At 65.0% G+C, this 21,602-nt stretch carries 21 protein-coding genes; 9 read left to right on the top strand and 12 right to left on the bottom strand.

The window, feature by feature from the left end:
* Window position 1 precedes the first annotated feature (1 nt).
* Window positions 2-775 (bottom strand): enoyl-CoA hydratase/isomerase family protein, encoded by a 774-nt coding sequence (locus OHA40_RS31250; protein ID WP_330230402.1) that lies wholly within the window; start codon window positions 773-775, stop codon window positions 2-4.
* Between the two features lie 157 nt (window positions 776-932).
* On the opposite strand from OHA40_RS31250, the gene OHA40_RS31245 reads away from it, so the two are divergent.
* Complete coding sequence (locus OHA40_RS31245) at window positions 933-2,327, top strand: amino acid permease (protein ID WP_330230401.1); 1,395 nt, start codon at window positions 933-935, stop codon at window positions 2,325-2,327.
* A gap of 17 nt (window positions 2,328-2,344) precedes the next feature.
* Here OHA40_RS31245 and OHA40_RS31240 read toward each other — a convergent pair whose 3' ends face one another.
* Window positions 2,345-3,244 carry a MurR/RpiR family transcriptional regulator gene (locus tag OHA40_RS31240; RefSeq protein WP_330230400.1) on the bottom strand — a complete coding sequence of 300 codons (900 nt, stop codon included), beginning with the start codon at window positions 3,242-3,244 and terminating at the stop codon, window positions 2,345-2,347.
* A gap of 570 nt (window positions 3,245-3,814) precedes the next feature.
* Complete coding sequence (locus OHA40_RS31235) at window positions 3,815-4,012, bottom strand: hypothetical protein (protein ID WP_330234502.1); 198 nt, start codon at window positions 4,010-4,012, stop codon at window positions 3,815-3,817.
* Here OHA40_RS31235 and OHA40_RS31230 point away from each other — a divergent pair.
* Window positions 3,942-4,487 carry a hypothetical protein gene (locus tag OHA40_RS31230; protein ID WP_330234446.1) on the top strand — a complete coding sequence of 182 codons (546 nt, stop codon included), beginning with the start codon at window positions 3,942-3,944 and terminating at the stop codon, window positions 4,485-4,487. The two genes, OHA40_RS31235 and OHA40_RS31230, sit on opposite strands and share 71 nt — an antisense overlap.
* Window positions 4,488-4,523: 36 nt before the next feature.
* Here OHA40_RS31230 and OHA40_RS31225 read toward each other — a convergent pair whose 3' ends face one another.
* On the bottom strand, window positions 4,524-7,805 hold the full coding sequence (locus OHA40_RS31225) for a protein kinase domain-containing protein (RefSeq protein WP_330230399.1): 3,282 nt from the start codon (window positions 7,803-7,805) through the stop codon (window positions 4,524-4,526).
* A 195-nt stretch (window positions 7,806-8,000) separates the two neighbouring features.
* On the opposite strand from OHA40_RS31225, the gene OHA40_RS31220 reads away from it, so the two are divergent.
* From OHA40_RS31220 to OHA40_RS31210, 3 genes are all read left to right on the top strand, one after another.
* The gene (locus OHA40_RS31220) at window positions 8,001-8,225 is read left to right on the top strand and encodes a hypothetical protein (RefSeq protein ID WP_330230398.1); all 225 of its coding nucleotides are present in this window, start codon (window positions 8,001-8,003) and stop codon (window positions 8,223-8,225) included.
* A gap of 440 nt (window positions 8,226-8,665) precedes the next feature.
* Window positions 8,666-9,148: a hypothetical protein gene (locus tag OHA40_RS31215; protein ID WP_330234445.1), complete on the top strand. Its 483-nt coding sequence runs from the start codon at window positions 8,666-8,668 to the stop codon at window positions 9,146-9,148.
* Window positions 9,129-9,689: a TetR/AcrR family transcriptional regulator gene (locus OHA40_RS31210; protein ID WP_330230397.1), complete on the top strand. Its 561-nt coding sequence runs from the start codon at window positions 9,129-9,131 to the stop codon at window positions 9,687-9,689. The genes OHA40_RS31215 and OHA40_RS31210 overlap by 20 nt, the downstream gene beginning before the upstream one ends.
* Window positions 9,690-9,898: 209 nt before the next feature.
* On the opposite strand, the gene OHA40_RS31205 is transcribed toward OHA40_RS31210, so the two are convergent.
* From OHA40_RS31205 to OHA40_RS31190, 4 genes are all read right to left on the bottom strand, one after another.
* The gene (locus OHA40_RS31205; RefSeq protein ID WP_330230396.1) at window positions 9,899-10,024 is read right to left on the bottom strand and encodes a hypothetical protein; all 126 of its coding nucleotides are present in this window, start codon (window positions 10,022-10,024) and stop codon (window positions 9,899-9,901) included.
* Window positions 10,025-10,507: 483 nt separating this feature from the next.
* Window positions 10,508-11,803, bottom strand: coding sequence for a cytochrome P450 (locus OHA40_RS31200; RefSeq protein ID WP_442943852.1), 1,296 nt, complete (start codon window positions 11,801-11,803; stop codon window positions 10,508-10,510).
* A gap of 410 nt (window positions 11,804-12,213) precedes the next feature.
* On the bottom strand, window positions 12,214-13,125 hold the full coding sequence (locus tag OHA40_RS31195) for an IS5 family transposase (RefSeq protein ID WP_330230395.1): 912 nt from the start codon (window positions 13,123-13,125) through the stop codon (window positions 12,214-12,216).
* 61 nt (window positions 13,126-13,186) lie between these two features.
* Window positions 13,187-13,558, bottom strand: a complete 372-nt coding sequence (locus OHA40_RS31190) for a VOC family protein (RefSeq protein WP_330230394.1) — start codon at window positions 13,556-13,558, stop codon at window positions 13,187-13,189.
* An 87-nt stretch (window positions 13,559-13,645) separates the two neighbouring features.
* Here OHA40_RS31190 and OHA40_RS31185 point away from each other — a divergent pair, with 87 nt between their 5' ends.
* Window positions 13,646-14,155, top strand: a complete 510-nt coding sequence (locus tag OHA40_RS31185) for a MarR family winged helix-turn-helix transcriptional regulator (protein ID WP_330230393.1) — start codon at window positions 13,646-13,648, stop codon at window positions 14,153-14,155.
* A gap of 46 nt (window positions 14,156-14,201) precedes the next feature.
* Here OHA40_RS31185 and OHA40_RS31180 read toward each other — a convergent pair whose 3' ends face one another.
* The 3 genes from OHA40_RS31180 to OHA40_RS31170 all read right to left on the bottom strand — a co-directional run bounded on the left by OHA40_RS31180 (window position 14,202) and on the right by OHA40_RS31170 (window position 17,886).
* Window positions 14,202-14,735 (bottom strand): hypothetical protein, encoded by a 534-nt coding sequence (locus OHA40_RS31180; protein WP_330230392.1) that lies wholly within the window; start codon window positions 14,733-14,735, stop codon window positions 14,202-14,204.
* Between the two features lie 166 nt (window positions 14,736-14,901).
* A complete protein-coding gene (gene qhpG / locus OHA40_RS31175) occupies window positions 14,902-16,392 on the bottom strand; it encodes a flavin-dependent monooxygenase QhpG (RefSeq protein ID WP_330230391.1) in 1,491 nt (496 codons plus the stop codon).
* Between the two features lie 366 nt (window positions 16,393-16,758).
* Window positions 16,759-17,886: a hypothetical protein gene (locus tag OHA40_RS31170; RefSeq protein ID WP_330230390.1), complete on the bottom strand. Its 1,128-nt coding sequence runs from the start codon at window positions 17,884-17,886 to the stop codon at window positions 16,759-16,761.
* A gap of 192 nt (window positions 17,887-18,078) precedes the next feature.
* On the opposite strand from OHA40_RS31170, the gene OHA40_RS31165 reads away from it, so the two are divergent.
* From OHA40_RS31165 to OHA40_RS31155, 3 genes are all read left to right on the top strand, one after another.
* Window positions 18,079-18,615: a D-sedoheptulose-7-phosphate isomerase gene (locus tag OHA40_RS31165; protein ID WP_330230389.1), complete on the top strand. Its 537-nt coding sequence runs from the start codon at window positions 18,079-18,081 to the stop codon at window positions 18,613-18,615.
* A 253-nt stretch (window positions 18,616-18,868) separates the two neighbouring features.
* A complete protein-coding gene (locus tag OHA40_RS31160; protein ID WP_330230388.1) occupies window positions 18,869-20,128 on the top strand; it encodes a cation:proton antiporter in 1,260 nt (419 codons plus the stop codon).
* A gap of 56 nt (window positions 20,129-20,184) precedes the next feature.
* A complete protein-coding gene (locus OHA40_RS31155; RefSeq protein WP_330230387.1) occupies window positions 20,185-20,367 on the top strand; it encodes a hypothetical protein in 183 nt (60 codons plus the stop codon).
* 514 nt (window positions 20,368-20,881) lie between these two features.
* Here the strand turns inward: OHA40_RS31155 and OHA40_RS31150 are convergent.
* On the bottom strand, window positions 20,882-21,559 hold the full coding sequence (locus tag OHA40_RS31150; protein WP_330230386.1) for a GntR family transcriptional regulator: 678 nt from the start codon (window positions 21,557-21,559) through the stop codon (window positions 20,882-20,884).
* Window positions 21,560-21,602 lie beyond the last annotated feature (43 nt).

Raw genomic sequence — 21,602 nt, 5'->3', positions numbered from 1 at the left:
ATCATTTCCCTTCGAAGACGGGGGTACGGCGTTCGGCGAAGGCCGCTACGCCCTCGGCCCAATCCCGAGTCGCCATCAGCTCCAGGATCTGGCGCGGCTCCGTGGCGAGCGCTACTTCGAGGGAATCGTCGCGGCGCAGCGCGGCCTTCATCCGCGCGAGCGACAACGGCGCCTTCGCGGCCAACGATTCGGCGAGGCCGCGCGCGGTATCGAGAAGGATGTCGCCGGGAACGGCCGCGTAAGCCAAGTCCCAGTCGAAAGCCTGTGTGCCGGTGCAACGCTCTCCAAGGATGAGTAGATCGGTGGCCCGGCGCAGACCGATCAACCGTGGGAGCCGATGAGTGACTCCGCCGCCGACGAACGTCCCGATACCGACCTCGGGAAAGCCGATCTGCGCGTCCTCGGCCATGACGAGAAAGTCTGCGCTCACCGCCATCTCGGCACCCGCGCCGAGTGCGTAACCACCGACCGCGGCGACCACCGGCGTGTCCATCCGCTGGATCTGCTCGCATGCCCGCTGAGCGAGATCGAGGTAGTGCGCTTGCTCGGTGGGCGTGCGAGTGCCGGAGCGATGCGCCTTCAGATCGGCGCCCACGCAGAACGCGCGGCCCGTGCCGTGGAGTAACACGCAGCGTACCGCGGGATCCGAATCGGCTACGACCAGATGGCCTATCAACGCCTCGTAGAGCTCTTCACTGACCGCATTGAGCCGCTCCGGGCGATTCAACGTCAGCGTCGCCGTGGAACCCGACCTGCTCACCAGCACCGTGGACATATTCCTACTCCCTCCTTCTGGGGTCGGGCCAACACTATGCCATATCAGTTGCATTCCCAGCTATGGATGCAAATTCATTTGCATACACCGGGTTGGGGGTGTTGCATGACCGACCATCAGTTACCCGGGTCACAGCCCACGGTCCTTGGGAGGCGTCGTGTCCACCGCAAACCCTTATGCGGGAAACCTGAAGCACACCATCAACACTCGTCAGTTGACGATGATCGGAATCGGCGGCGTCATCGGTGCCGGCTTGTTCGTCGGCAGTGGCAAGGCGATCGGGGCCGCCGGGCCAGGCATCGTCGTGGCCTATCTACTCACCGGTCTCGTGGTGATCCTGGTGATGCGCATGCTGGCTGAACTGGCGACTGCCAGTCCCGAGACAGGCTCGTTCTCGAGCTATGCCTCGCGTGAACTCGGGCCGTGGGCCGGGCTGTCGGTCGGCTGGATATACAGCTACCACTGGTGCGTAACAGTCGCTTTCGAGGCCATAGCCGGTGGAGCGATTGCCAACCAGCTGTTCCCAGCGTTGCCCACATGGGCGTTCGCCCTGCTCTTCATGAGCGTACTGACCGGAGTCAACCTGGCCGCGGTGAGCTCGTTCGCGCGTTTCGAGTTCTGGTTCGCCTTGATCAAGGTCGCCGCGATCGTAGTCTTCATCGGTATCGGCATCGCGGCGATCTGCGGTGCGTTCACCCACTACACTCCGCCCGGGACAACGAACCTGCTGGAGCGAGGCGGCTTGCTGCCCAACGGATTCACGCCGCTGCTGGCCGCGTCGCTGACGGTCTTCTTCTCCTACTTCGGCACCGAACTGGTCACCATCGCAGCGGGCGAGGCCGCCGATCCGGTCAACGCGGTGCGGGCGAGCATGCGCAGCGTCGCCGGGCGCATCCTGATCTTCTATGTCGGCTCGATCCTGGTCGTCGTGACGTTGCTGCCGTGGGACAGCGCCGAGATCACCGAAAGTCCGTACACCGCGGTATTGGATCTACTGGGCATTCCCGGCGCCCGGGCCATCATGAACCTGATCGTGCTCACCGCGGTGCTGTCGTGCCTGAACTCGGGGCTCTACTCCGCTTCGCGCATGCTGTTCTCCTTGGCCCAGCGCGGAGAGGGACCACGCCTGCTGGGCCGCGTCAGCCAATCCGGTGTGCCCATGGCCGGGGTTCTCGCAGCCGCGAGCGCCGGTTTCTCGGCCGTGGCCGCGAACTACTTCCTGCCCACCGGAGCGGTCTTCAGCTTCCTGCTCAGTTCGTCCGGCGCCGTCGCGGTGATCGTCTACCTGTGCATTTGCGCCACTTACATCGCCGGCCGACGCAATCGCACCGCCGCGGAGTTTTCGGCGCCACCGGTGCGGATGTGGGGCGCTCGCTACGTGCCGTCCCTGGTCTCGGTCACGCTGCTGGGCATCGTGGTGGGGATGGTTTTCGGATCCGATACCCGGACACCGCTGGCGCTGACTCTGACAGTCACGACCCTGGCTGTAGCGGCGGGCCTGCTACACCAACGTCGCGTCGGCAGGAATACGGCGATGACAGCGGCGAAATAGACAGCCGCAGAGGGGAATCAGACACCATCGGCGGCGTAGACGCCGAATTCACCCAGCAGCCGTTCCTCTTCTAGCAGCGTGTCGCGCACCTCGTGCCCGAGGAGGTGCGCGACGGCGCCGGACATCGCTTGGACGATCGAGGTGAAGGCGGTCATCGAACGCAACACACTCGCGCTCGACGCCTCGACGTAAAAGATCTCGTGCGCCGCTGCCGCCAGCGGCGAGACCGCAGTGTCGGTCAGGGCCACGACATGGGCGCCACGTTGCCGGGCCCACTGCGCCGCGCGGACTGTATCCAAGCTATAGCGACGGATCGATATCGCTACGAAACAGTCCCCGGCGTGGACACGACGCAGCTCGTCGATCAGAGACCCCCTGGTCCCTGTCACGGTCGCCACATCCTCACGCAAGAGACCCAGCAGATAGCCCAGGAGATAAGCCGGCGCGTGGCACTTACGTAGACCCATCACATGCACTCGCGGTGCGCGCGCCAACTGAGTGGCCACCGCTTCCCAGGTGGCGTCCTCGATGCCGGCGAAGGAGCGGGCGATGTTCGCTTGGTCCAGCATCACCTGGTTCTCACGCAGGCCGCCACCCTGCGCCACCAAGAGCTCGAGGTTCTCGAAACGGCGCAGCAATTGCGCCCGCTCCTGCAGCCGCTCCTGGCACAGCCGGGCCAAACCCGGATACCCCTTGAGCCCCAGGCCGCTCGCGAACCGCACCACGGTGGCCTCGTTGACCCCGACCGCGCTCGCCAAATCGGACACGGTCATGAACGCCACCGCCTCCGGGTCCGACAGCACCCGCTCGGCCAGCTTCTTATGCGAGACCGACAGCGAACCCGACCTGGCGCGAATCGCGGTCACCAGATCATCGAACGTCGCCGGACCCCTCACCGGTTCCGCATTCGCATCCACGGACCCTCCTCCACCAGGACCGACCGCCACGATTTCTTTCCCAATCTATCCGACCGAGCCCGCCACACCTTTGCCCGACGATAGGAATCGTCCTACTACTCGGCGGCGGTCCGCCGCTCGGTGACACGCCGTCGCTCCCTCGCGGACCGGCATGTCTCCAGCTCGAACCGCGAACTCGACCTCCGGATGGCGGCTCAGCATCATCGATCTCGCCGAGCTCCCACGGACCCTCACCTGGAAGTCGGAACACCCTAGGACCTCGATATCGCCGGAGCCCAGACGGCGTGCCAATTGCCATTGCCGAATGCCGATGGCCACCACGTCGCCGGGACCCAGTCCTCGGTCGATCAACTTCCGCACGCCAACAGCGACGCCGATTCATCGAGCTGCCGATAGGTCGGCTCCACTGCCGAAAATAGGTATCCCCCGGGCAGTCCTACCGTCGCATGTGCGCTGACCAGGCAGGAGGCTGTAACTCGACGGAGCGGTCACGATCAGGGCAGGACCTTCCATGCACCTTCACGAGCCTGATAGACCACCACGCGTCGACGACGCCACCGAGCAGCATGGTCAGACGAGCATGATGATTCGACGCTGCATCGACTGCGCGAAGTTGCTCGCGCCGCTGACCACCACGTGTCCGGAGTGTCGATCGGCGACGCTCGAATGGGTCCCCTCATCCGGCGAGGGCACGATCGTGTCGTGGAAACTCGCGCACCGCCCGACGAACGGCGGTTCTGGGGAGTGGGAGACCTCGACAATCGCCATCGTGGAACTCGACGACGGCCCTTGGGTCTACACCACCATCGAAGGCGAGGTTTCCCCGCCATTGGACCAGCCGGTGCGTGTGAGGTTCGAGCGCGCGCAGACCGGTGACCGGTTCCCGGTGTTCAGAACCCACACGGCCGACGGGCGGCATTCCGCCGGAAGCGGCAGATCATGGGTTCGGTCATCGCTGCACCTATGTGAGTTTCTGGAGGCGACAGAAACGCTCGACGCCGAAGCGAGGTCTTTGATCAGGTTCGCGATTCGATGGGCTCCGTTCGGCGGTGCCACCGCCGAAGAGCTACTCGTCACCTGCGGCGTTTCCCGGTGGCGATTCGTGCAGATGATTCGCGATGCCCTCCGCCCGAGTCCCGACGACAGCCGAAAGGCGCGCGCGCTCAAGCGCAATCTGCTCGACGCTCTATCATGGGCGTGGCGAGCGTATCCGGACTCCTCGACTTCCGACGCCCGCGGTTAGCCCGGCAGTCGCATTCATTCGGAACCTGGCCATCGGTCATTCCAGCGTGTCGTGTGTATGTTCTACGGCCCAGGCTGCGATCTGCGTCCGCGAGGTGAACCCCAGTTTGGTCAGGATGTGTTCGACATGTCCCTGCGCGGTACGCTGTGAGATCACCAGCCGAGTGGCGATCGCTTTGTTGGTCAGGCCTTCGGCGATGAGGTCGGCGACTTGGCGCTCACGCTTGGTCAGGGGCGCCGCCGCACGATCGGTCGCCGTCACGGCCTGAGGTCGCTCACCCAGCGCGAAGCCGACCACGGCATCGAAACTCATCTCGAGGCCCTCTTGGTAGGCAGCCTCATATGCTCGCGTGCCCAGCACCTTGCGTGCATTGCGCTCGCATTTTTCATGGTGGGCAATCGTATTCGGAAGCAGGGCGCTGAAGTTGCCTACGATGCTGCCCAGTTTCTCAGCGGCACCTAACAGGACGGCCGCGCGCCTCGCATCGTGCTTCTCGATCGCGATCCAGGCCAGAAACTCCGAACAGAACGCGGGCACGAGCGGATTGCCCAGCAGTTGGGACAGCCGAACGGCCTCTTTCAACATGTGCGTCGCCTGATCCTGCTCACCCTGCAGCCAGAAGGCGAGTCCGATAAAGCCTGATGCAAACGACCGAAAAACGGTATCGCCGTGAGACTCGGCAACGGTCAGAACCTTCTCCAGACAGGCGAGTGCCCGCGCAAGATCCCCCTGCAGGTCGCACGTCAATCCGAGCAGGACCAGCGCGTTCATGTGCCTTGTGACCTCACCGAGGACGTCGAATGCGTCGGCGGCATCGGTCAGGCGGCTGCTTGCGCGAGCCAGATCGCCGCTCACGAGAGCGGTATAGCCGTCGGCATTGGCGAGCAGGGCACTGGTCATGGGGTCGGCCGTCTGCTCGGCAAGGACTCGAAGCTCCGCCACGTATCGGGTTGCGGCAGCAAGGTCGCTTTGTAGCGTGGCGAGCTCACTTGCCGCGTACAGCGCCTTGGCTCGGCCCAAGCCTGGCCCATCCGACGAACGGCTGAGCGCCCGGTCGCACCAGCGGCGCCCCTCGCTGAGCCGCCCACGCAATGACCAGAACGGAAACAGGGCGCCGGCGATACCCGCCGCGCGCTCGTCCGACTCGGACAGGCTGAATTCCATCGCTGTGCGCAGGTTCGGCAGCTCTCGCTCGAGCCGGGCGATCCACTCGAGCTGTCGTGGGCTGATCCACTGCGCGTCCGTATCCAGCGCCAACCGCTCGTACCAGTCCCGATGACGACCACGCAGCGCCAAGTACTGACCGGCCTCCTCGAGCTGATCTTTGCCGTATTCCTGCACGGTCTCGAGCATCCGGAAGCGCACCCCGCCGTCGCCTTCCCCCCGGATCACGATCGACTTGTCCACCAGTCCGGATAACGTATCCAGCACATCCTGCTCGGTCATCTCGCTGCCGCAGACTTCTTCGGCGGTGTCGAGCTCGAAGCTTCCGGCGAACACCGACAACCGCCCCCACAAACGCTGCTCGGCCGGCGTGCACAGGTCATAGCTCCATCCGATGCACCCACGTAGCGTCTGCTGCCGCGTCAGCGCACCGCGACTGCCCTGGGTCAACAAAGCATATCGATAGTCCAGCCGCTTCAGGATCTGCTGCACCGACATCATGCGCAGCCGCGCCGCTGCCAGCTCGACCGCCAACGGCAACCCATCAAGCCGAGCACAGATCCTGGCCACGCCGAGCCGGTTGTCCTCGGTCAGTTCGAAGCCCGGCACCGCCACAGCGGCCCGTTCCACGAACAACGTCACCGCGTCGAAGCGGGCCAGACTCCGCAGCGACGGCTCACTCTCCGGATCCGGAACCCCGAGCGGCGACACCGGAAAGACCGACTCCCCGCCGATTCCCAACGCCTCGCGGCTGGTCGCCAGAATCCGCACCTGCGGGCAGGTTCGCAGCAACGACTCGGCCAGTTCCGCGACCTCTTCGATGATCTGCTCGCAATTGTCCAGCACCAGCAGCAGCCTGCGCGCGGACAGGAATTCGACGAGCACTTCGGGCATCGGCCTACCGCCCTGGTTGCGCAGACCCAATACGGCGGCCACGACATCGACCAGCGAGGCCGCGTCGCGCAGCTCACTGAGCTCGACCAGCCACGTCTCGCCTGAAAAATCCCGCTGTAGCTTGCGAGCAACCCGCAGCGCAAGCCGTGATTTGCCGACGCCACCTATTCCGGTCAGCGTCACCAGTCGCCAGCCGGTCAGCAGGTTCTTCACCTCCGACACCTGGGTACGCCGACCGACAAAGCTGGTCAGCTCGAGCGGCAGATTCCCCAAACCATCTCGCAGCCTATCGCCGCCCCGATCCAGAACGCTGCGCTGAACTACCGAATCCGCCGACGCCGGCGGTGCTTGTTCGGCTCCCGGTTCCGCCCGCAGCGCCATCTTGTCGACAACGAAATCATGAGCGAGCTGAACCCGCTGTAACTGCTCGCCCAACACCGCAGCGGTCGGACGCTCCCGCGGGTCGCGAGACATCGTCGCCTCGATCACCGTGCTGACGCCTTCAGGGATGCCCCTCTCGCGCAGATCCGGAACCGGCTGCGTCGTGATCCGCAGGAACTGCGCCACCACCTGCTCGCCGCCGTGGCGCTCGAACGCCGCGTGCCCGGTGACTGCACAAAACAGCGTGGCCCCCAACCCGTACACGTCCGACGCGCGGCTCGGTGGATCCCCACCGAGCACCTCGGGCGCGGTGAACGCCGGCGAACCGGTGACCGCGCCGGTCGCGGTCTCGAACCCACCGGAGATGTGGGCGATGCCGAAGTCGGTCAACGCGGGCTCGCCGTAGTCGGTGAGCAGAATGTTCCCTGGTTTGACGTCACGGTGTAAGACACCGGCCCGATGCGCCGCTTCCAGCGCACCCGCCACTTTCAGCCCCAGGTGCAGTACTTCCTTCACCGGCAGCGGGCCGCCGAGGCGGATCTGTGCGTCGAGCGAACCCTGGCTGTGGTATGGCATGACCAGGTACGGCCGACCGGTCTCGGTTTCGCCCACCTGCAGTACGCCGACGATATTCGGGTGGCCCGTCAGCCGTCCCATCGCACGTTGCTCGCGAAAGAAACGCTTCCGATTCTCTTCCAGTTCGCCGGTCAGCACCTTCACCGCTACTGTGCGATCCAGGCTGACCTGGGTGCAGCGATACACAACGCCGAAACCACCCCGCCCGATCTCCTCGGCATCCTCGAAACCGGCCGCACTCAGCTCCGCGGCGGCATCAATGCTGACGTCACGCTGCGTCTTGAAAGGATCGCTCTCGGCCATCGACTACTCACGATCCACCCGTCGCGGCACATTAGCCACAATATCGCCCTCCCTTTCCGCGCGAGCATTGCGGCGACCTGGTCCGCGGGAAGCTGACCCGCCTGGCCGACGAAAGGCGACAAAGGCGCCCAACTATTCCGCAAACAGGTCACCGACGCGCAGGAGAAGGGCCTGACGCCCGACGGGGTACGCGCCATGCAGAGGATCGAAGCCTCGCTGGTCGACAAGACTGTGGAGTTCGAATTGATCGACCTGGATGGGACTGTGGGCGACTTCGCAGGCGGCGCGCTGGCCGGATTCGATCGCGCCGTCGGTATAGCCAGCCCAGCGCGTAGCGGTTTCACGGTCACCGAGCTCGTCGGCCAGCGTGGAGCAGGCGCGCCGGCATCGCGATGGGCATTCGGTCGCGCTGCACCATAGGCAAGCGGGACTCGACCGCATCCGGGAGGACCGTCACCTCTGCGCCCACCCGTCATTGCGCGCGGGCGGCGAGGTCTACGACCCTCGCCCCGAGGTTGCCCGGAAGCATTTGGCGATCGCGTTGTCCTCCTTGCTGATCCATCCGCCCACACGGGCCGCAAGCTGCTGGAAGAGTTCAAGAACTTCATCTGCGACCCGCTGTTCGCTCCATCCCCATCCCACATCAGGGCCGCGTTCCACGACGGAGCCCGAACAGCCACCCGCAAGAGCATCATCCAGGTCGCGGCAACGGCGGCGATGCTCGAACTCGACCCGGACGACCGGCATCCACCTCGCAGGGAGCGCCTGATCCGAGATCGATGTGTACTGATAGTACACATCACTGGTACACTACCCTCATGCGATGGAGAATAAGGTTTATCGGCACCGCATTGGTGACCGTGTTGTTGACGTACCCTCTGTGGGCGCCGGGCTCGGGCAGTGGCCTCCTGGGTGAAGTCTGGGCGCTGGGCTGGGCTGGTGGGCTCATCGGCGTCTTCGCGTTCCTCGGCTTGGTCGCGCTCTACTGCCGTCAGCTGCAGCGGTTACTGACGCTGGTGCGGCCGCATGCGCGGCCGGTATCGCCCAGCTCGGTCTGGTGGATGTTCGCGGTTCCGTTCAACTTCGTGGAGGACTTCTTCATCGTGGGCAATATCTCGGCCGGTCTTTCCGCCGACGGCCGGTTGCCGCAGCGGATTGCGCAGCAATGGACACGGGTAGGCTACTGCTGGTGCGGGTTCCAGATTCTGTCGCTTTTTCCGGGCTGGCCCGGGTATCTCGGTGGCGCCGTGGCCGTCGTGCTGTGGCTCACGCACTGGGTTCGGACCACGCGGGCGGCTTCGATGCTGAAAGTGCGGTCGACTGATGCCCTTACCACGGTTTGAGCGCCTGCCGACGCCGACCAAGGAGGCGATCCTGACCGTAGCCCGCGATCACTTCGCACGCGACGGCAAGGACGCGGCGTCGTTCAACCAGATCATTGCCGACGCAGGCATCTCCAAGACCTCGGCTTATCACTACTTCGACGGGAAAGACGACCTCTTCGCCGCAGTGGTCGCTGACGCGGCAGTGAGAACGCTTGCGATGCTGGGCCCGTGGCGAGAAGTGCCCACGGTGGAAGAACTCTGGCGGCAAGTCGCCGAGGGTTCCGCGAGCCTGCTCGCCTACCTTCGCCAGAACCCCGAGGACCGGGCAGTTCTGGCCGCGGCGGCGCAACTGGGCACCGAAGGCGACCCATGGGTCCGGGCATTCGTAGCCAACGCGGTCGACCTCGGCCTGTCGACCGACGAGGACGGCTGGCTTTCCGCGGTCACGGCCGCCTTGTTCACGGCGGCGGACCGCTGGGCGCTAAGCCATCCGAGCCTGCCGGACGAACAAGTTGCTGGTCGGCTCGTCGCACTGCTGCGCAGGACTATGACCCACTGATTCAATGCCGCGGACAGGTTTTCGGCCTTTCTGTCGGGGCGGTCCTCGGCCTGGTCGAGGACATGCCCTGGCCCCCACGCCGGCCCACGCGCCCCCGGGTAGCGGAGTCCTAGCTGCTTGTGCGTGCCTTCGACATTCCGCCTCTACCGGCACCGCTGTCGTCGGCTCGCCACGTGGCCGCACCACCGGACGCAGCGTGGGATCACCTGTCAGCCGCCGACACTCGCGCCTGGCAGCGGACCGCCACCGAGCGTGGGGAGGTGGGCGATACCCGCTCCGGTGACGCGACAGCGGCCCTGCTGGAAGCGCTCGATGCCGCGCGCGGTGTCCGGCATGCTGGTGACGGCCTGGTGGTGGTGCTACTACGCGGGAGCGGGGTCGCCGCCAGTCTGCATTGGCCGATCGAGGGCACGATCACCACAATCGTCGGCGGGGTCGCGGTATCGCCGGGCACAGATCGCGCCGTGCTGATCGTGGTCGGCTCGCTCAAAGTGGCCGGAACTATCATCCGCACCTCCGACGTCGCTGAGGAGCGCCTAACGACCGCCGGAGTGGCGATCGCTGCGCGCGTGCATGTCTCAGCGCTGGCTGAGGGTCTGCAATGTGCCCGCACCATCGGCGCAGTAGGCGCCCCACGCAGCGAAGCGCGGGCCGCCCATGTCCCGCGATTCACTCGGCGACAGATCCCGTCTCGCGCTCCACTGCGTCGAGCGGGGACGTTGGTCATGCAGCTACCTCATGGTCTCGGAGCCGTGTGTCCGCACACTAGGTGCTGAAGCGCGCTTCACGTCAACCAGGGCGTGGCGGTTCCAGGCTTCCTACACGAAGGTCAGCGGCGGGGACTTCGGGAAAACGACCGGCATTGCCGTCATCGCCCGGTGGAACGGACCCGGCCGCCAGACCAGCTGGTCCGCAGGCACCGCGAGCTCCATTTCGGGGAGGGCGTCGAGCAGTTGGTCGATGGCGTTCTGCACAGTCGGGTAGGCGATCGTTTTGGCCGGGCAAGCATGAGGCCCGGTACTCCACGCCAGATGCGAGCGATTGCCGATACGGCTGCCGCCAGGCTCGTCGGCCCCGCGGATGTCGGGGTCGTTGTTGCACGCGGCGAGGCTGATGACGACCGGCTGGTCCGCTGGCAACCAGACGTCGTCGATCATGATCGGCTGCCGAGGGTACGTGGTGCAGAAGTTCGCCATCGGTGGGTCGTTGAACAGCACCTCGTCGAGCGCGTGTTCGGTCGACAGGTTCCGTCCGAGGACATCGCTTCCGTACCGATACCGGTCGTCGGTGAGCATCAGCAGCAGGGTGTTGGTGATCAGGTTGCGCTGCGCTTCGAAGCCCGCGCCGTAAAAGCTCATCAGCTGGGCGAAGATCTCCACGTCGTCCAGGTTGGCCGGGTGATGTGCCAGCCGCGAGGTGGCGTCGTCGCCGGGCTGGTACCGCTTGAGCTGAATCAGCTCCATCAGCGCCTCTTTGACCATCTTCATGCCCGGGGCGGGGTTGACTGTATCGAAGCGCGCGGCCATGCCGGTCGCGACCCGCCGCCCGATCTCGGCGGGGCAGCCGACCATATCGTTGAGGATCTCGAGGACCAGTGGAAACGCGTACTGGGATACCACGTCGGCGGAGCCGGCCTCGCAGAAGTTGTTGATCAGCGGGATGGCGATTTTCTCGACTGTGGAACGCAGCCCGTGCGTATCGATCCCGTCGATGCTCGAGACGGAGGCCTGCCGATAGCGGGCATGTTCGGCTCCGGTGTTGTATCGCGCTGCCGGGTACCACTCCATCATCGGCCGGACGGGAGAGTTCTCCGGAATGGTCTTCTGCCAGGTTCGTGGATCGGCGGGAAAGTGGGTGGGGTCATTGAGGATTCGCACCGCCGTCCGATACCGGATCACCAAGGTCGCTGGCACACCCGGCGCCAACTCGATGGGAACGAGCGAGCCATACTGACGGCGCATCTCGCGGTAAGCACGATGCGGGTCGGCGACGAACTCCGGGGTGTACAGCGGGACTCGGCGGTCAGCATTACCTGTGACGGATTCGTGCTGGACGGGGCAAGTTCCGGCCGAAGTGGCGTGCGGGGCGGATGTTGGGGACTGTGGTGTGGTCAAAGACGTGACTCCAGACGATGGACAGGAATTCGACGAGAGTGATCGATGAGCGCGGCACGTGCCTCGAGCGAGGTCAGCGTGTGTCGGGTGCCAGGTCTAACGCCGCGCCCCACCGAACCGCTCGAGGGTTCCGTCGTAGGCGACTGTTCGTGCGCCGGCGTGTCGGCGGCCAGCTGGTGCTGTTTCGAGTACCGCACGTCAGACCGCGACCGCCACGGCGCTGAGCGCTGTGATGGGTCAGCACCATGAAAACACCACGGCGGTATCTTGATTCATCAGTCCTCTTGTCGTTGACGGGTTTGAAGCTACTACAGCCTTCCGCTACCTGCCGTCCAGCACCTGGCGACTCCCACACGCTAGCAACAACTCTGCCGGGCTGGGGAGGATGTGGCACGAGCCGGAGTGGGCCGCTAGGCAGTGTCTCCCAATAGTCGGAGCCATTCGATGACCAGTGCCAGGAGCAGCCCGGCGCGGTAGGCCAGGGCGAGTTTGTCATACCTGGTAGCGATGGCGCGCCACTGCTTGGTTTTGTTGAAGGCGCGTTCGATCACATTGCGGCGTTCATAGGCGGTCCGGTCGAGTTCCGGAGGTCGGCCACCGAAGCTGCCTCGGCGTTTGCGGTTGGCTATCTGGTCGGACCGTTCAGGGATGACGATGCTGATTCTCTTGCGCCGCAGCAGGCTGCGGTTCGCTGCCGAGGCGTACGCCTTGTCCGCGATCACCTGCTCAGGGGTCCGCCGTGGTGCCCCGCTGTCGAGGCGGGGCACCACGATCCCGTCGAGGACCAGCGCCAGCATCGGGCTGTCTCCGGCCTGCCCCGGGGTGAGCAGCAGCGACAATCCCCGACCGTTTCCGTCGACGACCAAGTGGGCCTTGGTTGTCAGTCCGCCCCGAGAACGGCCGATCGCATGGTCCGCCGGTTCGTCCAGTAGATTCGTGCAATTCGAAGAAGCCCCTGCGTGACGGGGCAAGCTCGCGCCATGTTGATGGACGCGCACGATGGTGGAATCGATCGAAGTCACCCAATCCAGGTTCCCGGTCGCATCCGCCAACGCCAGCATTGCTGTGAGCACCCTGTCCCACGTGCCGTCACCGGCGTAGCGGCGATGTCGTTTCCATGCCGTTTGCCATGGCCCGAACACCTCTGGCAGATCCCGCCAGGGGATCCCGGTCCGTAGCCGATACAGCATGCCCTCGACCACGCGGCGGTTGTTGGCGAAATTGCGGCCGACCCGCCCCTCTGACCTCGGCAACAGCTGTTCCAGCAACTCCCACTGCTGGTCCGTCAGAACCTGACACCGGCCAGCAATCGCGCCAACCACGCTGAACCTTCCGTCATCTTCTCGATGCCACCCGCAGAAATCCCGTCTTCGACTGTGTGGCTCAGGGAACGACGGTGAACAGCTCGTAGCTGTGGCCGCCGGGCTCGCGAACGTAGACGCCGCGCCCGCCGGCCAGGTGGTTGATCTGCCGGTCCCACTCGTGTTCCGGGCCGGAGCCGTACTCCACGGCAGGCCATTTCGCCAGCCTCCCCAGTACGGCATCGAAGGTGTCGTCATCAATGAGGAAGGCGTAATGACCAGGCTCGACCCGCCCGCGGTCGTCGAAGTCGAACGTCAGATCGTCGTTGACTCGCACAGGCACGAACGGCCCGGTTGGAGCGGATACCACCAGCCCCATCAGTTCGGCGAAAAACGTTGCCGCGGCCTGCTTGTCGGTCGTCGGAACGATCGTGTGATTGAGAACGATGGACATCGCTGCCTCCTTTGTCGTGGACCCCGAAAGGTCATTTATATGCGATACGCATACAAATATAGGTGCGTATCGCATACAATGTCGAGGGTGGGCACACGTGACACTCGAAGCACCTCGGCCACGGCCGACACCGCCGCGGTCGGCAACACGGTCGACGGTGGCCCGGCCCTGTTTCGGCTGGTCCGTTTCTGGTCACGCCGCTGGAGCAACCAGGCACTCACGCGAGTAACCCGGGAACCGGATGGAGAGCTGCGGCGGGTGCAGCACATTCAGGTCGTAGAAGCCGTCGCCGCCGTGCTACGGACAGGTGAGGAAGCGGCAGTCACCGATGTTGCCGAGCAGCTCGGTCTCGACCACTCCGGCGCCAGCCGCATGGTGCGTGACGCCGTCGCGGCCGGATACCTTGCCCGCGGCGACTCCACCCACGACCGTCGCCGCGTCGTCGTTCAACTCACCGACAGCGGACACGAGCTGCTGACTGCATCCCACGACTGGCAACGCCGCTGCTTCGACCAGCTCACCGCGGCGTGGAACGAACACGACCGCAGCCAATTCGCCAGCTACCTGCAACGCCTCGCCGACGAGGCGATCCAGTGAATCGATTGGCCGCGCAAGCGCCGCGAAATCTATTGGGAGACACTGCCTAGTCGTGCTGCCGTAGGTCGGGTCCCGATTCCACATGTTCCGGCTCGTCAGCCCACTGCAGATCGCTGTCGGCGGTGTGAAAGTAGTCCGGTGGAATGACGTTGGGATTGAAGGATTCCCGGATATAGCAGATCGGCCGATCGACGATCACGATGACGTATGCCTTTGCTGCACAGAGGCGGCCATCCGGCCATCTCGTCAAGCCTGCCCGCAGTATGTGACGACGTTGGGATACTCCACGAGAAATCAAGGCGTAACCGATCGGCATCTGGACATCGTCAACTCCATAGGCGGCCGCGGGCCCGGGGACGATGACGACATAGTTGGCGGATACGGCCACCATGTCGGAATTGATCAGGCATGAGCGGCGGACGATGATGCGGTCGGCACCGGACACCTGCAATGCATCGGTGACAGTGGTAGGCAGCCGACTGGCTGCCATATGGTCTTGACGGAGCACATGAACCTGGAGGTCCGTCCTGAGTATTGCCTCGAGTACCGGCATTGTGGAGCCGTCGCTGGCCAGTAGCATCCTGGTGAGCGGATGGCCGAACCGCCCGATCTCGTCTCTGTTCATCCGGAAGCCCGAGCCACCGGGCGATGCCTCGCCCGGTGGCTCGGGGACGGAGCGAGTGATCGTCACAATTGTCGGCTCCGCGCAGTGATTTTCACGGGAAATCCGTGTCGGAAGCCGGTGACTACGCTGTGGTGACGTCGGTGCCCTTCGGTGGAATGAACGGGCGAACTATGGCCTCCATCTCCGCGTCGGTGCGGGGGTTGCTGGTCAGGCCGAGTGCTGGTTCGGTCGTGATACGCACCTCGCCCATGACAGTGTCCGCCCCGAGCGGATCGCGCCAGATGTTCCACACCGGGGACATGTCCAAGTGGCCCATGTATTTGATGTTTACCTCGGCTGGCTCCTCGGCGAGGAGTTCGGCCTCGGTGACGATGGTGTCGGTATCGGTGCGCTGCTGTTCTCCCGACGACTCGTCCACATCGGTCAGTCCCGCCATGATCCTGGTGAACGACTCCTGCGGGGTATCGCCCTCATGTGCCTCGGTGAGGCTGCTGGCATGCGTGAAATATTCCTCGGACCCGACGTACTGCTCATACATCCGCGAAACCAGGACCAGGAATCGCCAGTACGCCCGCCGATAGGTGTAGTCGAAGAACCCCAGGGCCTCGGACTCGCTCATCTCGCCCCGCAAGGTGGTCGCAATCGCCGCCGATGCGGTCAGCGCTCCGTAGGTCGCCAAATGCACGCCAGTGGACAACAACGGATCGAGGAAGCATGCCGCGTCACCGACAATGGCGTAACCCGGACCGTAGAACCGATCGGCGACATAGGAGTAATCCTGCTCCGCCCGGACGCTGTCGACCTGCTGTGCTCCCTCGAGCAACTCGCTCAGCTGGGCACTGCTGCGGATGACATCGAGATAGTACGACTCCAGTGATTCGTGCTCACGACGCTTCGCGAGGAACTGGCGCTTGGAAATCACATAGCCGACGCTGAAGCGGCCGTCCGAAAGAGGGATGTGCCAGATCCAGCCGCCTTCGGGGGTCGAAACGACGTTGATCGCGCCTTCCGGGCTGTCCGGATGCAAGCGGGCGCCTGTCCAGTACGACCAGATGGCGGTGTTCCGGAAGGCCTTGTGCTGCCGGCGCATATCGAAATGCCGCTTGGCAAGCAAGCCCGCGCGTCCCGAGGCGTCGACGAGGAAGTCGAATTCGGTGGTCCGAGTCTGATCGTCATCGGGGCCGGTCCATTCGACGGCGGTGGGACGGTCGCCGTCGAACACCACATTTGTCACGGTGGCCTGCTCGATTATCTCGGCGCCCTGTTTTGCCGCGTTACGCAGGAGGATGTCGTCGAACGCCGCGCGGTCGACCTGCCATGACCAAGCGTCCGCGTCCACGAGCCGAGACCAGTCCAACAGCCAGGTATCGGCCTGCCACAGAAAGACCCCGCCACGCTTGACCTGGAAGCCGTGCGCGGCAACCTCGTCATAGGCGCCGGACAGGCGCAGTGTCGACAAGCACGACGCAAGCAGTGACTCCCCGATGTGATATCGCGGGAATCTCTCCTTTTCCAGAAGGGTCACGCGGATGCCTGCTCGCGCGAGCAGGGCTGCCGTGGTCGAACCGGCTGGGCCTCCACCTATTACCAGAACATGCGGATTGTACCCCATAGCAAACTCCCTGGAACTGCTGATAACGGATAGTGCGCCCGCACCGGAAACCGGACCGACTCCGGGGCCACGGCCGTAGGCAAACCCGGAGTAAGTGTTGCCGCTGGTTAGCCAGACCGGAGCGGAACACGATGTCTACTGTAGCAAAGGATACCCTTTCATGCGGTACGAAACGTGAAAATGGTTGTCAGCCAGGGGTATAGCGACATGCAGGCGGGCTTCCATCGCTCGTCGCACCGCCTCGATGGTGAGAATTTGCGGCGGGTGAACGTCGGAAACGGTTCTCACACAAGGCTCACGGACTTCGATGCGGTCGCCTGATGGCTGGCGGAAGCAGGCAGGCTACCTAAGACGTTGCGCTGCAAGCTATTCGAGCAAACTCTCGCGGTGCATGTCGTCCGTGTCGGTTATCGCGACGGTGGTCGCGGCCGCTTTTTGCGCGGAATCGACACTGCAACGGCCGAGTCCACAGGCAGTGGCGACACCGTACGCGGTTCTGGTTGCGGCCTTCTCGAAGAGAGCGAGCGCGCGGGCGCTGTCCTCGGCAGAGTCCGGCGAAACGACACCAGCGATCAACCGCCATTCCGGGTTGAGCTTGCGTAAGGGTGCGTAGAAGCGGGGGTCCAGCGGTGCCGGTTCGGTGCCGTAAGCGCACGGAATGTGCACCGGGGGCAGTGGCGCCCCCTGTTTGCTCAATAGTTGTGCAGTCTGATTGAGTAGCTTCACCGCGGGTGCGAGAGTGCGTGGGCTCAGCAGGCTCTTGTGCTGGTAGTCGCCGTAGCACAGGTGCACGATGGTTTCCGCCCCGATCTCGTGCATCCGGCCGAGAAACCCGGCGAGCTGCCGCGCGACAAGCCAGGCAAGCGACCACTGCGCATGCAGTTGGTCGGCTTTGACCATGCTCAGCAGCGCGATGGGCGACTCCAGTTGCCAGACAACATGATCGCCGTGCCGATCGATGACTTCGGTCATCTCCTGCAGCACTGCTTCAGTGAACACCGGCAGATGGCGGATCGCATCTACGACGAGAGTGGAGCGCCGCACAGCCTTCCCAACGGGCAGCCCAGCGGAGACCGCCGCGCCCGCGAACACGAACAGGGCAAGGTCCAGCGGGTTGGGCTGGCTTATCTGGACTTTCGCCTCGGCCAACTCCGGCCGGTCACGCCGCAGCGATTCCAACGCGGAGACCACTTCACCGATACGCTCGACCCGGTCCATCGACACATGTTGCGGCTCCAACGTGCGGCCGGACCGCAGGCCATAGCTGGGGAAGTCGCTGTAGTCGGTGTACTCACCCGAGTGGACGACTTCGAAGATGTCGGTATATTTCTGGCGCGTACGAAGATACTCGAGGATCCAGTCCGGGTCGAGGTCACAGGGCACCGCGGTGACGGGCCGTCCCTCGCTGTGTTCGGCGAACCATTGCAGCACGGCGCGATCGCCGGTCATCAGGTTCGCGGGCAGGCTGCCGACGAAATGCGCGTATCTGGTCATGCGTGGCTCTTCTGTTGTCTGGACGTGGGTGCGTGGCTGAGGCAACTTCCGATCACTGTTCGGTAGCTGCGCAGCCTACACGGCCCGGCTTCGGCGGTATTCCCAATTCACGTGCACCGCAACAGGTTTTGAGGTCAAGGCGGTGAATCACCCCGGTGAGTCCGGAGACTTTGACATACCGGGAGGATTCAGTTGGGGCAGGGTGGGCGGGTCTTGGTGGTCGGTAACGGCCGGTCGGCGGCGCAGTCGCAACACTTGGTCGCCGAGTTGGTCGGCCGGTTCGAGTCCGAGCGAAGTCCGTTGCCAGCGTTGGCGTTGGCTGCCGATTGCGCGGTCGTGACCGCGATCGCCAACGACTACGGGTTCGACGAAGTGTACGCGCGACACGTGCGTGCGCATGGCCGCGAAGGCGACGTGCTGGTGGCGTTCTACCCTTCCGGGCGCAGCGCCAATGTCGTCGCGGCGGCCGTGGAGGCGAACGGTCTCGGAATGCTCACTCTTGCGGTAACTGGCCCCTTCGGCAGCCCGCTGGCGAAAGTGTGTGACGAGGTAGTGCCCGTCGAGTCGGCGGCGATTTCGACGATTCAGGAATGCCATCTGCTGATCACCCATGAACTGTGCGGCGCCATCGATGCGGCCCTGGCATCGGAAAACGCCGGGGCCGGCGCCGATCAAGCCGCTGACCTACGACGTGGCACAGCCACAGCCATTCGGGTACCTGGTGAGTGACGTGCTCGCTGACTACGACTGTAGTGCTGAGGTCTCGCGGGTGTCGCCCGAGGCTACGGTGCCGTGTTGAGTGAGGTCGCGAAGCAGGGGTGGCCGGGCGTGGAATGGCCGCGATGTCCGCCCTGCTCACCCAGCTAGGGTGGGCGTCCGAGTCCGAGTTGCGTGGCGCCACAGACCTTCTCCGGGCGAAGTATGAGGATAGATGTGCCGCGCCGGGGCTTCAGCCCGTCGCGGCACGGCGAAGGGGTCGAGCATGTCGAGTGGTCAGGTTGTGGTCGTCTTCGTCGACCTTGTCGTCATCATGGTGGCGGCGAGAGCGACGGGGTGGCTGGCGGAGAAGGTCGGACAGCCTGCGGTGATCGGGGAGATTGCGGCTGGGATCGTGGCGGGCCCGACGGTACTCGGCCCCGCTGTCTCGGGTGCGCTGTTTCCGCATGAGGCCCGCTCATATCTGAGCCTGCTGGCCAGCGTCGGCATCGCCGTGTTCATGTTCCTGGCAGGCTTGGAACTCGACGGTTCGGTGTTCTCGGGCCGGCGCCGCACGATCCCGGTGGTGTCGACCGCCGCCTACGCCGTGCCGTTCCTGCTGGGTTGTGGGCTGGCGGCGGTGGCGCTGTCGCGTCACCGGATTGGGGACGGTCGGTACTTCGCGCTGTTCCTCGGCTGTGCTCTTGCGGTCACGGCGTTTCCCGTGCTGGCGCGGATCCTGCACGATCACAGGCTGATCCGCACACCGATTGGGCAGATCAGCCTTGCGTGCGCCGCAGTGGTCGATCTGCTGGCGTGGTCGGCGCTGGCGGTTGTGCTGGCTTTCGCGAACCCGGTCATCGGCGGGCAGTGGCGGTGGGCGGTCCTGATTCCGGTGGTCGGGCTGACGTGGTGGGTGGTGCGGCCGGTGCTGATGCGGCTGGCCTCGTTCGGCACCGATCAGACGATGATCGTGGTCGGCATCGGGGGTGCATTGCTGCTGGGGGCGGTCACCGAGTGGGTCGGGCTGCACTTGGTCTTCGGGGCTTTCGCGTTCGGGCTCGTGTTCCCGCGCGGGCGCCGCGCTGCGGTCGAGTCCGGCGCTCGGGTGCTGAGCTCGGTCCTGTTGCCTGCGTTTTTCGTGGTTGCGGGCCTGGCGGTCGACCTGGGCGCGCTCGACGCGACCGCGCTGGGCGAGTTGGCGATCATTGTGGCAGCCGCGGTGCTGGGAAAGGTCGGCAGCGTGTACGCCGTAGGGCGCATGGTCGGCTTGGGGGCTCGCGCGGCGGCGGGAGTTGCGGCGTTGCTGAACACCCGCGGGTTGACCGAGCTGGTGATCCTCAATGTCGGGCTCAGCGTGGGGCTCATCACCGGGCCGCTCTATTCGCTGTTGGTGGTGATGGCGCTGGTGACGACGGCGATGACAGCGCCGATGCTGCGCTTGGTCGGCGTGACCTCGGCCCGCAGTGTCGTCCAGGCAGCACCACATGACGACGGTGCTGGTGCGGGCGCCGAGGGGACCTCCGTCAGGACACGGACGGCGTAGATTTCGATGCGCAGCGGATCCGAGGGTGCGGCAGCGATGTGGGGTTAGGAGTTCGGGTGAGACGGGTCGGGGTGGACAGCGAGTTCGGGGAGCTGCGGTCGGTGGTGATGCGTCACGCCGGGCCGGTCACGCTGGATCTGTTCGGGCCGCTGGATCCGGTGCTGGCGCGGCAGCGCGAGACCAGCCGGTGGGCGCCGTATTCGCCCGAACGTGCGCGCGCAGCAGCACCGCTTCATTGATCTCCTGCGCGGCCGCGGTGTGGAAGTGGTGCTCGCCGAGCAGGTGCCGGGCTCCTACGGCCAGCACTACACGCGCGATATCGGTTCGTCATCGACGATGTTTTCGTGGTGTCCCGGTTGCATTCGCGGCGGCGGCAAGGGGAGTTCGCGGGAGTTCGGTGCCTGGTGGAGCGCATCGAGCGGGTCGCCGACCTCGATGCAGGCACGATCGAGGGCGGTGACGTTATGCTGCAGACGGGCTGGTGCTGGTCGGCCTCAGCGAGGAGACCTCGCCGGCCGGGGTCGATGCGCTGCGTTACCAGCTCGACCGGCTCGGCAGCGACCGCACCGTCCGGCCGATCGCGTGATGGTGCCGCGCCATTGGATGCGCGCCGCGGCGCGCGGTGTCGGTGCCTCTTCTCAGCCGCACAGTTCGGCTTGTTCGGACTCGGTGCGGTGCCCGGCTGGGCGTTTGGCCAGTGCATCGGCCTGGGCCGGCGCGCCGCCACTTCAGCGCCCGCGCGTTTCCGAGTGGCTACGAGATCTGTTCGTCGGGTGCGTTCCCGGCGGCCCAGATGCCGCGCACGTGTCCGATGTGCTTGCGTAGAAAGAGCTCGACTTCCTCGCCTTGGCGACGTTCGATCAGGTCGATGATCGTGTGGTGCTCCTGCGCCGATTTCTCCAGTTCGCCGCGCTCGACGAGCGCGGCGAGGCCGAACAGCCGAGTCTGGGCGCGCAGGTCACTGACGATCTGTGATAGCCGGGGATTGTGGCAATAGTCCAGCAGCATCAAGTGGAACCGCTGGTCGGCGTCGATGTACTCGACCAGATCGCCGCGCTTGGCCGCGTCGACAATTTTGTCGGCCTGCGCGCGCAGACCCGGGATATCGGAATCGGGGATCTCGTCGATGATCGAGCGGACGCTCGGCGGTTCGAGCAGCATCCGGATCCGGGCGATCGAATCGAGGTCCTCCTCGGAGGTCTCGGTGACGCGAAAGCCCTTGTTCGGCACCGAGGTCACCAAACCCTGCTTGACCAGATCCAGCATCGCCTCGCGCACCGGCGTCGGCGAGACGCCGAACCGCTCGGACAGCCACGGCGCCGAGTAGAGCACCCCGGGCTCGAGCTCACCGGAGATGATCGCCGCACGCAGCGCATCCAAGACATGGTCGCGCAAGGTGTGCCGCTTGACAGTGTCCAACCGCTCAATCATCAATGCGCTCCGCGTTCCTCCTGTGGGCGGGCCTGGACTCTAA

The sequence above is a fragment of the Nocardia sp. NBC_00508 genome (assembly GCF_036346875.1).
GTDB lineage: Bacteria > Actinomycetota > Actinomycetes > Mycobacteriales > Mycobacteriaceae > Nocardia.
Note: the sequence above shows the minus strand (reverse complement) of the source record. Positions and strands in the feature narration are given on the sequence as shown.